8 protein-coding genes are annotated in these 11,884 nt (G+C 68.4%); 5 read left to right on the top strand and 3 right to left on the bottom strand.

Annotation, left to right across the window (positions count from 1 at the left end; all coding sequences use genetic code 11):
• The first annotated feature begins 15 nt into the window (after positions 1-15).
• The 4 genes from FGL25_RS02345 (at position 16) to alaS (ending at position 6,394) form a co-directional block, all read left to right on the top strand.
• Positions 16-1,542: a CYTH and CHAD domain-containing protein gene (locus FGL25_RS02345; RefSeq protein ID WP_138140858.1), complete on the top strand. Its 1,527-nt coding sequence runs from the start codon at positions 16-18 to the stop codon at positions 1,540-1,542.
• A gap of 167 nt (positions 1,543-1,709) precedes the next feature.
• Positions 1,710-2,789 carry a recombinase RecA gene (recA, locus tag FGL25_RS02340; protein ID WP_040346130.1) on the top strand — a complete coding sequence of 360 codons (1,080 nt, stop codon included), beginning with the start codon at positions 1,710-1,712 and terminating at the stop codon, positions 2,787-2,789.
• 341 nt (positions 2,790-3,130) lie between these two features.
• Positions 3,131-3,616 carry a ribonuclease E activity regulator RraA gene (gene rraA / locus FGL25_RS02335; protein WP_138140857.1) on the top strand — a complete coding sequence of 162 codons (486 nt, stop codon included), beginning with the start codon at positions 3,131-3,133 and terminating at the stop codon, positions 3,614-3,616.
• Positions 3,617-3,748: 132 nt separating this feature from the next.
• Positions 3,749-6,394, top strand: coding sequence for an alanine--tRNA ligase (gene alaS, locus FGL25_RS02330; protein ID WP_138140856.1), 2,646 nt, complete (start codon positions 3,749-3,751; stop codon positions 6,392-6,394).
• Positions 6,395-6,580: 186 nt separating this feature from the next.
• Here the strand turns inward: alaS and FGL25_RS02325 are convergent, their stop codons facing one another.
• Positions 6,581-7,132, bottom strand: coding sequence for a DUF2939 domain-containing protein (locus tag FGL25_RS02325; protein ID WP_138140855.1), 552 nt, complete (start codon positions 7,130-7,132; stop codon positions 6,581-6,583).
• Positions 7,133-7,455: 323 nt separating this feature from the next.
• Positions 7,456-8,676 (bottom strand): NADP-dependent isocitrate dehydrogenase, encoded by a 1,221-nt coding sequence (locus tag FGL25_RS02320; protein WP_003166034.1) that lies wholly within the window; start codon positions 8,674-8,676, stop codon positions 7,456-7,458.
• Positions 8,677-8,866: 190 nt separating this feature from the next.
• Between FGL25_RS02320 and FGL25_RS02315 the strand changes: the two genes are divergently transcribed.
• The gene (locus FGL25_RS02315) at positions 8,867-9,988 is read left to right on the top strand and encodes a DUF1176 domain-containing protein (RefSeq protein ID WP_138140854.1); all 1,122 of its coding nucleotides are present in this window, start codon (positions 8,867-8,869) and stop codon (positions 9,986-9,988) included.
• A gap of 81 nt (positions 9,989-10,069) precedes the next feature.
• Here FGL25_RS02315 and FGL25_RS02310 read toward each other — a convergent pair whose 3' ends face one another.
• Entirely contained in the window at positions 10,070-11,866 is a 1,797-nt protein-coding gene (locus FGL25_RS02310; RefSeq protein WP_138140853.1) for a DUF885 domain-containing protein, read from the bottom strand.
• Between the last annotated feature and the right edge of the window lie 18 nt (positions 11,867-11,884).

Here is an 11,884-nt window from a genome sequence, read left to right as displayed (position 1 = left end):
GCGCACAATGACGTCATGTCCGGCATGGCCCAGGAAATGGCGCAGGAAATCGAACTCAAGTTCCGGCTCGGCCCCGGCGCCGCCGCGCGCCTGGCCGCCCACCCGGCCCTGGCGGGCGAGGACAGCATGCAAAGCCTGCGCTCCGTCTATTTCGACACGCCGGATCAGGCGCTGCGCCGCGCCGGCTGGGGCCTGCGCGTGCGCGCAACCGGCCGCGGCTTCGTCCAGACCCTGAAGGGCCAGACCGGCGGCGACGTCCTCAACCGCGCCGAATGGGAGACGCCCGTCTCCAGCGAGGCCCTGGACTGGCGGGCCGTCAAGACGACGCCCGCCGCCGCCCTGCTGAAGGGCCGCCGCCGCAACCTGTCGCCCCGCTTCGCCAGCACGGTGCGTCGCCGCGCCCGGCTGGTCGCCTTCGAGGGCGCCGTGATCGAGGCCGCCTATGACGAGGGCGAGCTGTCGGCGGGCGGCCGCGTCGAGCCCTTGCGCGAACTCGAACTGGAGCTGAAGGACGGCCCGCCCCAGGCCCTGTTCGCCCTGGCCCGGCGCCTTTCGGCCGACGTCGCCCTGGTCCCCCTGTTCGAGAGCAAGGCCGAGCGCGGCTGGCGCCTGGCCGAGGGGTCGGAGCGCGCGCCCCGTTTCGCCCGCGTCGATCCCCTGCCGCGCGCCCTGAGCGCCGAGGCCGCCCTGCGCCGCACGGCCCTGGCCGCCTTGGGCCAGGTCTCGGCCAACGCCGAACTGCTGCGCCGGGTGCGGCGGCCCGAGGCCCTGCATCAGCTGCGCGTGGGCCTACGCCGCCTGCGCGCCGCCCTGTCCGTGTTCGCCCCCCTGCTGGGCGAGGACGCCGCCCCCGTCGTCGCCGAGCTGAAATGGCTGGCGCATGAGACCGACGCCGCGCGCGATCTGGACGTCTTCATCCGCGACGTCTTCCACCCCGCCGCGCTCGAAACGCCCGACCCCGACCTCGCCCCCCTGGGCCTGCGACTGCTGGCGGCCCGCAGCGGCGCCTATCGCCGGGCGATGGCGGCGATCGATTCGCCGCGCTACGCCGCCCTGATGTTCGAGACCCTGGCCTGGATCGAGACCGGCGCCTGGCGGACCGATCCTGACCCCGTGCGCGCCTGGCGCCGACAACGGCCCGTCGCCGCCTTCGCCGCCGAGGCTCTGGAGCGATTGAGCCGGCGCGTGCGGCGCGGCGGGCGACGCCTGGACCAGTTGGACGTCGCCGGTCGCCACCGTCTGCGCATCCGCGTCAAGCGTCTGCGCTATGCGGCCGAGTTCTTCGCCGGCCTGTTCGACCGCCCCGGCCGCGAGCGGCGTTTCCGCGCAGGTCTGGAGCAGGTCCAGGACGCGTTCGGCGCCCTCAACGACCTGGCCGTGGCGCGCGACCGCATCCCCGCCGAGGCCCGGCTGACCTCTCCCGAGATCGCCTTCACCGCCGGACGCCTGATCGGCCGCCGCGAACAGAGCGCCCCCGTCCTGCTGCTCGCCTCAAGCAGCGCCTTCGCCCGCCTGTCCCGCGCCCGGCGCTTCTGGCGGTAAACTTACGACTAAATCGGTCGCATCGCGATAAATGTTCTCGTTCAGTTCATGAGAACATCTTGCGAACAGGAACAAACCGTGTCCATAGTCCGGCTCAACGAGGGAGCGGGTCCGTGGCGGGTCTCTCCCGAAGTCAGATGGGAATCATGGCAAGGGAGAGAAAACCAATGTCACAGGCGGCACTGAAGCTCGTGGGTAAAGAAGACGGCGACAAACAACGCGCTCTAGAGGCGGCGATCGCGCAGATCGATCGCGCCTTCGGCAAGGGCTCGGTCATGAAACTGGGCAAGGCCGGACAGGTGGCCGAGATCGAAAGCGTCTCGACCGGCTCTCTGGGTCTCGACATGGCGCTCGGCATCGGCGGCCTGCCGGTCGGCCGGGTGATCGAGGTGTTCGGCCCCGAATCCTCGGGCAAGACGACCCTGGCCCTGCACACCGTGGCCGAGGTCCAGAAGAAGGGCGGCGTGGCCGCCTTCGTCGACGCCGAACACGCGCTGGACCCGGTCTACGCTCAGAAATTGGGCGTCAACCTCGACGACCTTCTGGTGTCGCAGCCCGATGCCGGCGAACAGGCGCTGGAGATCGTCGACACCCTGGTGCGCTCGGGCGCCGTGGACATCGTGGTGGTCGACTCCGTCGCCGCCCTGACGCCCCGCGCTGAGATCGAGGGCGAGATGGGCGACAGCCTGCCCGGCCTTCAGGCCCGCCTGATGTCGCAGGCCCTGCGTAAGCTGACGGCCTCCATCTCCAAGTCGAAGTGCATCGTCCTGTTCATCAACCAGATCCGTCACAAGATCGGCGTCATGTACGGTTCGCCGGAAACGACGACGGGCGGCAATGCGCTGAAGTTCTACGCCTCGGTGCGCCTGGACATCCGCCGCACCGGCGCGATCAAGAACCGCGACGAGGTGGTCGGCAACACCACCCGCGTCAAGGTGGTCAAGAACAAGGTCGCCCCGCCGTTCCGCGAGGTCATCTTCGACATCATGTACGGCGAAGGCATCTCCAAGATCGGCGAGATCATCGACCTAGGGGTCAAGGCCAACATCATCGAGAAGTCGGGTTCGTGGTTCTCCTACGACTCCACCCGCATCGGTCAGGGTCGCGAGAACGCCAAGGAGTTCCTGAAAAACAACCCCGACATGGCCCTCGCCATCGAAAAGGCGGTCCGCCAGTCCACGGCCAAGATCGCCGACGACATGCTGGGCGCGCCCGAGCCGGACGAAGGTCAGGATCTGGAGGGCTGATCCGTCCCATCACCTAAACGCCGTCATCCTCGGGCTTGACCCGAGGATCCAGCCAGGCAGCGTCCTCTTCCGTTCCAGCCGTGATCGCGCTGACGATCCGATCCTCGGGTCAAGCCCGAGGATGACGGCAGAAGGCAAGAGGCGTCCTGACGACCAGAGCTTCTCCGTTCGCCGCCTCGCGACCCGCCTACCGACCCCGCGGGGCCGGTCGGACGGAGACCGGCCCGCCCGACCTGCGTCGGGCGGGCCTCTTTTTTTATCCCGCCTCAATCTCCGCTCAAGGGCCTTGTTTCCCATGACCGCCAACGGGCAAGCTTCGCGCAAAGAACCGGAGCCTCCTCATGACCAGCCCCGCCACCGCCGACCTCTGCGACGCCCACTCCGACGTGGTGAAGGTCTGCCAGACTCTCTTCCGCAGCTTCGGCCAGGTCGCGGCCTTCCACGGCCCGATCCGCACCCTCAGCGTGCTGGACGACAACGCCCTGGTCCGCCAGACGCTGGAGCGCCCCGGCCAAGGCGCGGTCCTGGTCGTCAACGGCGGCGGTTCGCTCAAACGCGCCCTAGTCGGCGACAATCTGGCGAAGCTGGCCATCGACAACGGCTGGGCCGGGATCGTCGTCCACGGCGCCGTGCGCGACACAGCCGTCATCAACACCATGAACGTCGGCGTCAAAGCGCTTGGAACCGTTCCCCTGCGCGCGGACCGCGACGCCATCGGCGAGATCGACATCCCCACCGCCTTCGGCGGCGTCATCTTCACCCCCGGCGACTGGCTCTACGCTGACGAGGACGGCCTGATCGTCTCGCCGCATCGCCTGCACGATTAAAGCGCTCCTGGCCCTAAAAACGCGCCCGCGCCCGCAGGATCACGCGCCAGTGATGCGTTCGGCGCAAAATCCCTATATGACGCCGGTTCCGATATTTCCTCCCGCGCGCCCGAGTTCCAGAGCGATACGCCCATGACCAGCCTGAAGCAGATCCGTTCCACCTTCCTCGACTACTTCGCCGCCGACGGCCACGAGAAGGTGCAGTCGGCTCCGCTCGTGCCGCAGAACGACCCGACCCTGTTGTTCGTCAACGCGGGCATGGTGCCGTTCAAGGACTACTTCACCGGCGCGGCCGTCCCGCCCTATAAGCGCGCCACCAGCTCGCAGAAATGCGTGCGCGCCGGCGGCAAGCACAACGACCTGGACAACGTCGGCTACACCGCGCGCCACCACACCTTCTTTGAAATGCTGGGCAATTTCTCGTTCGGCGACTACTTCAAGGACCACGCCATCGAGAGCGCCTGGGGCCTGCTGACCAAGGAGTTCGGCCTGGCCCCCGCACGCCTGCTGGTCACCGTCTACCACACCGACGATCAGGCCTTCGACATCTGGAAGAAGGTGACGGGCTTCGCGGACGAGAAGATCATCCGCATCCCCACCAACGACAACTTCTGGGCCATGGGCGACAGCGGCCCCTGCGGCCCCTGCACCGAGATCTTCTACGACCACGGCGACCACATCTTCGGCGGCCCTCCCGGTTCGCCGGACGAGGACGGCGACCGCTTCGTCGAGATCTGGAACAACGTCTTCATGCAGTTCGAGAAGGAGAACGACGAGATCGTTCGCGAACTGCCCAAGAAGTCGGTCGACACCGGCATGGGTCTGGAGCGCATCGCCGCCGTGCTGCAGGGCGTCCACTCCAACTATGACGTCGACCTGTTCAAAAGCCTGATCAACGCCTCGGAAGAGCTGACCTCGACCAAGGCCGAGGGCGAGCGCGCCCCGTCGCACCGGGTCATCGCCGACCACCTGCGTTCGACCGCCTTCCTGATCGCCGACGGCGTGACGCCCTCGAACGAGGGCCGGGGCTACGTCCTGCGCCGCATCATGCGCCGCGCCATGCGCCACGCCCACCTGCTGGGCGCCGCCGATCCGCTGATGCACCGTCTGGTGCCGACCCTGGTCGAGGAGATGGGCGAGGCCTACCCCGAGCTCGGCCGCGCCCAGGCCTTCATCGAAGACACGCTGAAGCAGGAAGAGATCCGCTTCCGCACCACTCTGGGCCGCGGCATGAACCTGTTCGATCAGGCCACGACCGGCTTCAAGGCCGGCGACATGCTGGACGGCCAGACGGCCTTCACCCTGTACGACACCTACGGCTTCCCGCTGGACCTGACGCAGGACGAGGCCCGCCGTCGCGGCTTCAGCGTCAACGTCGACGGCTTCGAGGCCGCCATGACCGAGCAGCGCGACCGCTCGCGCGAGCACTGGAAGGGCTCGGGCCAGACGGCCTCGGCCGGCGCCTGGCTGGCCCTGCGCGACCAGCACGGCGGCACGGAATTCACCGGCTATGAGTCCGAGACCGGCGAGGGCAAGGTTCTGGCCATCGTCAAGGACGGCGCCGAAAGCCCCTCCGCCGCGACCGGCGAAACCGTCGAAATCCTGCTGGACAAGACCCCCTTCTACGGCGAAGGCGGCGGCCAGGCGGGCGACAAGGGCGCCTTCGTCTGGAGCGGCGGCGAAGGCCGCGTGCTGGACACCAAGAAGCACGGCGGCGATCTGCACGTTCACACCCTCGAAGTGACCAAGGGCGCGCTGGCGACCGGCGCGGTCGTGACCGCCACGGTCGAGGAAGGCTCGCGCCCGACCACCCGCGCCAACCACTCGGCCGCCCACCTGTTCCACGCCGCCGTCAAGAACGTCCTGGGCGCCCACGTCGCCCAGAAGGGCCAGATGGTCGACGCTGAGCGCATGCGCTTCGACTTCAGCCACAACGCCCCGATGACGGACGAGGAAATCGCCCGCGTCGAGGACGAGGTGAACGCCGTCATCCGCCAGAACGTCCCGGTCACGACCGAGTTGATGACGCCCGACGCCGCCATCGCGGCGGGCGCCGTGGCCCTGTTCGGCGAGAAATACGGCGACGAGGTCCGCGTCCTGACCATCGGCCGCGCCCTGTCGGGTCCAGGCGCCTATTCGGTTGAACTGTGCGGCGGCACCCACGTCTTCCGCACCGGCGACATCGCCCTGTTCAAGATCGTGTCCGAAGGCGGCGTGGCCGCCGGCGTGCGCCGCGTCGAGGCCCTGACCGGCGAGGCGGCCCGCCGCTTCCTGCTGGATCAGGCTAATGTCGCCCGCCATCTGGCGCAGGGCTTCAAGATCCAGCCCGCCGAGGTTCCGGCCCGCGTCGAGGGCCTGCAGGCTTCGGTCAAGACGCTGGAGAAGCAGGTCGCCGACCTGAAGAAGCAGCTGGCCCTGGGCGGCGGCGCAGGCGCCAATGCGGCCCCTGAAGAGATCGGCGGCATCAAGCTGATCGCCCGCATTCTGGACGGCGTCGACGGCAAGGGCCTGCGCGGCGTGGCCGAGGACTTCAAGAAGCAGATCGGCTCGGGCGTGGTCGCCCTGGTCGGCGTCACCGACGGCAAGGCGGCCATCACCGTCGCCGCCACGCCGGACATGGCCGGCAAGGTCAATGCGGCCGATCTGGCCCGCGACGCCGTCATCGCCATGGGCGGCAAGGGCGCAGGCGGCAAGCCCGACTTCGCCCAGGGCGGCGCCCCGGACGGAGCGAAGGCCGAGGACGGCCTGAACGCCATCCGCGCCGCGCTGAAGGGCTGATCGCCCGCACAGACTGAAACGACAAAGGGCGGCGCATTCGATGCGCCGCCCTTTTTCTTTCCTCCCCATGCAATGGGGAGGGGGACCGCGAAGCGGTGGAGGGGCCAGGATAACGGAACCAAGCAGCCCCTCCGTCTCGTCGGCTGCGCCGCCGATCCACCTCCCCATTACATGGGGAGGAGAAGCCTAGTCCGGCGTCCCCAGATCAATCGCCGCCAGCTTCCAGCCGAACAGGTTGCGGCGCTTCATCAGCAGCGACACCGCCTCGTCCGGCTGGTCGTCGCGGGTCAGGGTGACGGCGAAGGTGTCCAGGTCGCGATAGCCCCACGACTGCCGCACGCGGTCATGGCCGCTCTTCGCCTTCGGCTCCGTTTCGACCGAAAGGGCGGGTTTGGGCGTGCGGCCCTCCTGCACCATCATGGAGATCGCCTGCGGGGTGACGAAGGCGTCCACCGCCCCGCCGACGATGGCGGGCGCCAGCAGCATCCCCAGGCCCGACAGGCCGCTGTCGGCCATGCGCGGGTCATTGCGCATCTCGGCCATCATGCGGGCGTTCAGCTCGTCCTTCAGACTGGCGCGGAAGGCGGGAAAGTCCACCTGGCGCTCCAGCCCTTTTTCATCCCCCGCCTTCGCCGCCTGGATCAACGACCGCGCCGCCAGCAAGGGCGATGCGGCGTAGGCGACCACAAGGACTGCGGCCGCAGCCACCCCCAGACGAATGATCAATTTGCGATTCATCGGCCCTCCCCTGCCTTACGAACGCGACCAGACGACGACGAAACGGCGTCAAAATCCCCAAGAGTATTAGGGACATGGTTCGTCGGCCGGTTCAATGCGTGTTTTCACGCGGCTCCGTCCCCCTGTCCCCACGCCGTCTTCCTCGAGGATGACGACGCGTTTGAGGGGAGCGAACGCGATACGCGCCCAACAAAAAAAGCCCGCCGGATCGCTCCGGCGGGCCTTGATGTCTTGGCGGCTCCGGGCCGCGCCGGGTGGAGACCCGAAGGGCGGCGCGAAGCAGCCAAGGCGGAGCCTTCTGACCGCGGCCGACTAGAAAAGCCTCAGCCGATGCCCGGCAGGGCCTTCTTCAGGTTCTCGGACACCTTGTCCAGGAAGCCTTCGGTCGTCAGCCAGGACTGCTGATCGCCGACCAGCAGGGCCAGATCCTTGGTCATGAAGCCCGACTCGACGGTCTCGACGACCACGCGCTCCAGCGTATCAGCGAACTCGGCCAGCTCGGCGTTGCCGTCCAGCTTGGCGCGGTGCTTGAAGCCGCGGGTCCAGGCGAAGATCGAGGCGATCGAGTTGGTCGAGGTGGCCTCGCCCTTCTGATGCTGGCGATAGTGACGGGTGACGGTGCCGTGGGCGGCCTCGGTCTCCATGACCTTGCCGTCCGGCGTCATCAGCACCGAGGTCATCAGGCCCAGCGAGCCGAAGCCCTGCGCCACGATGTCCGACTGCACGTCGCCGTCGTAGTTCTTGCACGCCCAGACGAAGCCGCCCGACCACTTGATCGCGGCCGCGACCATGTCGTCGATCAGGCGGTGCTCATAGGTCAGGCCGCGCTTCTTGAATTCCTCGGCGTAGTCGGCGTCGAAGACTTCCTGGAAGATGTCCTTGAAGCGGCCGTCGTAGGCTTTCAGGATGGTGTTCTTGGTCGACAGATAGACCGGGTAGTTGCGCTGCAGGCCATAGGCGAACGAGGCGTGGGCGAACTCGCGGATCGAGGCGTCCAGGTTGTACATGCCCATGGCGACGCCGGCGCCCGGCGACTTGTAGACCTCGTGCTCGATGACCTGGCCGTCGTCGCCGACGAACTTGATGGTCAAGGTGCCCGGTCCCGGCATCAGGAAGTCGGTGGCCTTGTACTGGTCGCCGAAAGCGTGACGGCCGACGACGATCGGCTGGGTCCAGCCCGGCACCAGGCGCGGGACGTTCTTGCAGATGATCGGTTCGCGGAAGACCACGCCGCCCAGGATGTTGCGGATGGTGCCGTTCGGCGACTTCCACATCTTCTTCAGGCCGAATTCGGCGACGCGCGCCTCGTCCGGGGTGATGGTGGCGCACTTCACGCCGACGCCGTGCTTCTGGATGGCGTGGGCCGCGTCGATCGTGATCTGATCGTCGGTGGCGTCACGGCTTTCCATGCCGAGGTCGTAATAGTCGAGTTCGAGGTCCAGGTACGGGAAGACCAGCTTGTCCTTGATCATCTGCCAGATGATCCGGGTCATTTCGTCGCCGTCGATGTCCACGATGGGATTGGCGACCTTGATCTTGGCCATGCTTACGCCTCTGTCTCTCAGGGGAAGGAATTCGGTGCAGGGGATATAGCGACCCCGGCGCGCGGGCGCAAAGGGGACGAAAGCCGCACGGCCTGAACGGCGGGCCGGAACGAAACGACGGCTTGGCCGCTAGGCTTCTTCACGGCTACGCTTGGCGTCGCCGGTCGATCAAGAACCTATGGAACGCCTGATGACGCTTCGCCGCCTGCGGTTCGCCGCCTCCGTCGCTCTGCTTCCCCTGGCCCTGGCCGCCTGCAAGGGACGTGAGGCCGCCGCCGCGCCCGAAACGCCTGCCGCGCCGGCCCCCGCAGAAGCCGCCGCCGCGCCCGCCGTTCAGTCCGCGGCCGCCAACCCGCCCAGCGTGACGCGCGAGTTCCGCGACTGGACCGCCACCTGCGACAACACCAACCACTGCGTCGCCTTCGGACCGGGCGAGAATGAGATGGGCTTCGTCCTCGTCTCGCTCGCCCCCGGCCCTGAGGCGCGGCCCGTCGTCCACATGGGCGGCTGGGGCCTGGAGGACGGCGAAGGCTCCGTCTACGCTGAAATCGACGGCCGCCGCCATGCGGGCCAGAACACCAAGATGGACGAGGAAGGCGACGTCATCGCCTTCAACACCCCCTCGGCCCAGCTGATGAACGGACTGGGCAACGGCTCCTTCATGGCGCTGCGACGCGGCGACAAGCAGATCAAGGTCAGCCTGGGCGGGGCCGCCGCCGCCTTCCTGTGGATCGACGAGCGTCAAGGGCGGCTGGGCACGACCACCGCCCTGATCCGTCGCGGCGACCGCCCGGCCTCCAGCGTTTCCGCCGCCCCGGCCGCGCCGCGCGTGACCGTGGCCGCCGCCGTGTCCCAGAACGGCCTGGTGCAGGACGACCTGTCGCCGGCGCTGCTGGCCCACCCCAAGGTCAAGGAATGCCTGGCCACGAGCCGCAAGGGCGAACGCTTCGAGCCGGACGTCGAGGTCGCACGCCTGGCCTCCGACAAGCTGCTGTGGAGCGTGCCGTGCGGCGAGGGCGCCTATAACTTCACCCAGGTCTATTTCATCACTCCGGCGGACAGGACCGCACCCCAGCCGGTCGCCTTCCCCACGGCCACGGGCAGCCACGACGAACTGGTCAACAGCCGCTATGACCCCAAGAGCCGCACCCTGTTCGCCTTCGGGCGCGGGCGCGGCATCGGCGACTGCGGCCGCATGGGCACCTGGGCCTGGACCGGCGAACGCTTCGCCCTGCTGGACGAGAAAAACATGCCCAGCTGCACCGCCATACCTCAAGATCTGTGGCCGACCACCTGGCGCGCGGCGACCTGACGACAGCTCGACGCCAAACACGAAAACGGCCCGGACGCACGAACGTCCGGGCCGTCATTCGTTTCAGGCTTCAGTCACGCCTCAGGCGCGCATACGCCCTTCCAGCACCGCCAGCGGCAGGGAGCCGCTGCCCAGCACCTTGTCGTGGAAGGCGCGCAGGTCGAAGCCCGGCTTGGCTTGCGCCTCTTCGCGCAGGCGCGCGATCACCGTGTGGCCGACCTTGTAGGCGCAGGCCTGGCCCGGCCAGACCGAATAGCGGTTGATCTCGCTGTTCGAGGCGTCCAGCGGCTTGGCGCCCGAGGCCGCCATATAGTCGACCGCCTGCTCGCGGCTCCAGCGTTCGGAGTGAATGCCGGTGTCGACCACCAGGCGCACCGCCCGGAACAGGTAGGACATCAGGAAGCCCACGCGGCCCAGCGGATCGGTGGCGTAGGCGTCCAGGTCGTTGGCCGCCACGGCCTCGGCGTACAGCGCCCAGCCCTCGTTGAAGGCCGAGAAGCCGCCCGCGCGGCGCCATTGCGGCAGTTCGCCCGACTCGCGTTGCAGCGCCACCTGCAGGTGGTGGCCCGGCGAGGCCTCGTGATAGGTCAGGGTCGGCAGGGCGAACTTGGGCCAGTTCCCGCTGTCGCGCAGGTTGATGTAGTAGGCGCCCGGCCGCGAGCCATCCAGCGGCGGCCCCTGATAGTATCCGCCCGGCGCGCCCGACTGGATCGACACCGGCACGCGGCGCACCTCGACATGGGTCTTGGGCAGGCGGCCGAAGACGGCGGGCAGTTTCGGCTCCAGCGCGGCGACCTGCTCGTTCAGCCACTTCAGCAGCTCTTCCTTGCCCGCATCGGTGTTGGGGAACAGCTGGGCCGGATCCTTGTTCAGCGCCTGCACGCGTTCGCCGACCGTGCCCTGGGTCATGCCTTGCGACTTCAGGATGCCGTCGATCTCGGCGGTGATCTCGGCCACCTGCTCGCGGCCCATCGCGTGGATCTCCTTGGCCGAGAGCGTGGTCGTCGTGTTCGACTTCAGCCCGGCGGCGTAGAAGGCCTCGCCGTCCGGCAGGCGCCACACGCCCGCGTCGTGCACGGCGTCGGGGCGGATCTTCTCCAGCGCCTCGATCTGGCGGGCCAAGGCGGGCTTGATCTTCTGATCGACCAGGGCGACGGCGCGCGTGTCATAACCCGACAGGTTCAACGCCCCGGCCTTGCGGGCCAGCGACTTGATCATGGACATGTCCGCGGCCGACGTATCGCGCAGGGTGCGGATCTGCGGCAGCATCCGGTCGATGATGAAGTCCGGCGGAATGACGCCCTGACCAGCGTCCTCACGGATCTTGGCCGTCTCGCCGTCCAGCACGCCGGCGAAGGCGTCCAGGCGCGACAGGAAGGCGTCGGCGCCCGCCGCATCCTCGATGCGGTGCTGGTTGTCCATGAAGTCCGGCATGGAGAAATAGGCGCCCGACAGCTGGGTCACGACATAGGGGGACGGACGGCCCGGCCCGGCGCCGTAGGCGAAGCGCGCCGTCTCGGCCGAGGTCTGACGCCCGAAAGAGGCGATGGCGTAGTTCAGCGCCCCGGCCTCGGACAGGCCGGTCTGGTCGAAGGCGCGCAGCTCGGCCCAGCGGCTGATCGCCTTGTCGCGGTCCTTGCGGATGGCGTCAGGCCCGGCTTCGCTCAAGCGAGACGACAGGCCCGCGCGGGCGCCCTTGTCCAGGCCCAGATTGGTGGCGCGCTCGGGCGACTCGTCGATGTCGGCCTCGAACCAGCCGTCCAGCAGGGCGTTCAGACGCGCATCGGCGTCGGTGACAGCGGCGGCGGCTTGCGCCAGCGTCGGCGCGGCGACGGCGGTCGCGGCGGCGGTCAGAAGAAGGCGGCGGCGGTCGATCATTCGGATATTCCCCCAACG

Origin of the sequence: Brevundimonas vancanneytii, from assembly GCF_901421975.1 — a bacterium.
Taxonomy (GTDB): Bacteria; Pseudomonadota; Alphaproteobacteria; order Caulobacterales; family Caulobacteraceae; genus Brevundimonas; species Brevundimonas diminuta.
The sequence above is the reverse complement of the archived record's forward strand: the minus strand, read 5'-3'. Positions and strand labels throughout refer to the sequence as shown.

Coding starts and splice junctions, on each gene's coding strand:
- FGL25_RS02345 (WP_138140858.1), top strand. CDS start 16: ATGTCCGGCATGGCCCAGGAAATGGCGCAGGAAATCGAACTCAAGTTC.
- recA (WP_040346130.1), top strand. CDS start 1,710: ATGTCACAGGCGGCACTGAAGCTCGTGGGTAAAGAAGACGGCGACAAA.
- rraA (WP_138140857.1), top strand. CDS start 3,131: ATGACCAGCCCCGCCACCGCCGACCTCTGCGACGCCCACTCCGACGTG.
- alaS (WP_138140856.1), top strand. CDS start 3,749: ATGACCAGCCTGAAGCAGATCCGTTCCACCTTCCTCGACTACTTCGCC.
- FGL25_RS02325 (WP_138140855.1), bottom strand. CDS start 7,132: ATGAATCGCAAATTGATCATTCGTCTGGGGGTGGCTGCGGCCGCAGTC.
- FGL25_RS02320 (WP_003166034.1), bottom strand. CDS start 8,676: ATGGCCAAGATCAAGGTCGCCAATCCCATCGTGGACATCGACGGCGAC.
- FGL25_RS02315 (WP_138140854.1), top strand. CDS start 8,867: ATGACGCTTCGCCGCCTGCGGTTCGCCGCCTCCGTCGCTCTGCTTCCC.
- FGL25_RS02310 (WP_138140853.1), bottom strand. CDS start 11,866: ATGATCGACCGCCGCCGCCTTCTTCTGACCGCCGCCGCGACCGCCGTC.